This is a genomic window from Aminobacter sp. P4_D5 (assembly GCF_056401815.1).
Genome location: NZ_JBFUIP010001275.1, coordinates 1 through 541, shown reverse-complemented (window position 1 = coordinate 541; position 541 = coordinate 1). Strand labels below are relative to the sequence as shown.

1 protein-coding gene is annotated in these 541 nt (G+C 67.1%); it reads left to right on the top strand.

The features are described 5' to 3' along the window. Window positions 1-50: 50 nt before the first annotated feature. A partial coding sequence (locus AC1DWF_RS37915; RefSeq protein WP_476843555.1) for an efflux RND transporter permease subunit occupies window positions 51-541 on the top strand: 491 nt, incomplete at its 3' end.

Sequence of the window (541 nt, the reverse complement as noted above, 5' to 3'; positions counted from 1 at the left end):
GTGCAGGCGCTGCGTCCGGGCCAGAAGATCCGGCTGCTTGGCGCCGCGTCGTGATCGGGCCGAACCTTTCCGAATGGTCCATCGGCCGAAAGTCGCTGATGGTCTATTTCATGCTGGTCGCCGTTATCGCGGGCTGCCTGGTCTTCCTGAAGCTGGGCCGCAACGAGGACCCCGCCTTCACCTTCCGCACCATGATCGTCCAGGCCGCCTGGCCGGGGGCGACGCTGGAGGAGACGCTGCAGCAGGTGACCGAGCGCATCGAGCGCACCCTGCAGGAGACGCCGAACATCGACGACGTCCGCAGCTACACCAGCGCCGGCGTCACCACGATCTTCGTGAACCTCAAGGGGGCCACGCCCGCCCGCATCGTGCCGGACATGTGGTACGAGGTGCGCAAGCGCGTGGGCGACATGCGCGGCCAGCTGCCGCAGGGCGTGATCGGCCCGGGCTTCAACGATGATTTCGGCGAGACCTTCGGCATCATCTACGGCTTCACCGCCGACGGCTTTTCGCATCGCGAGCTGCGCGACCAGGTGGAGGC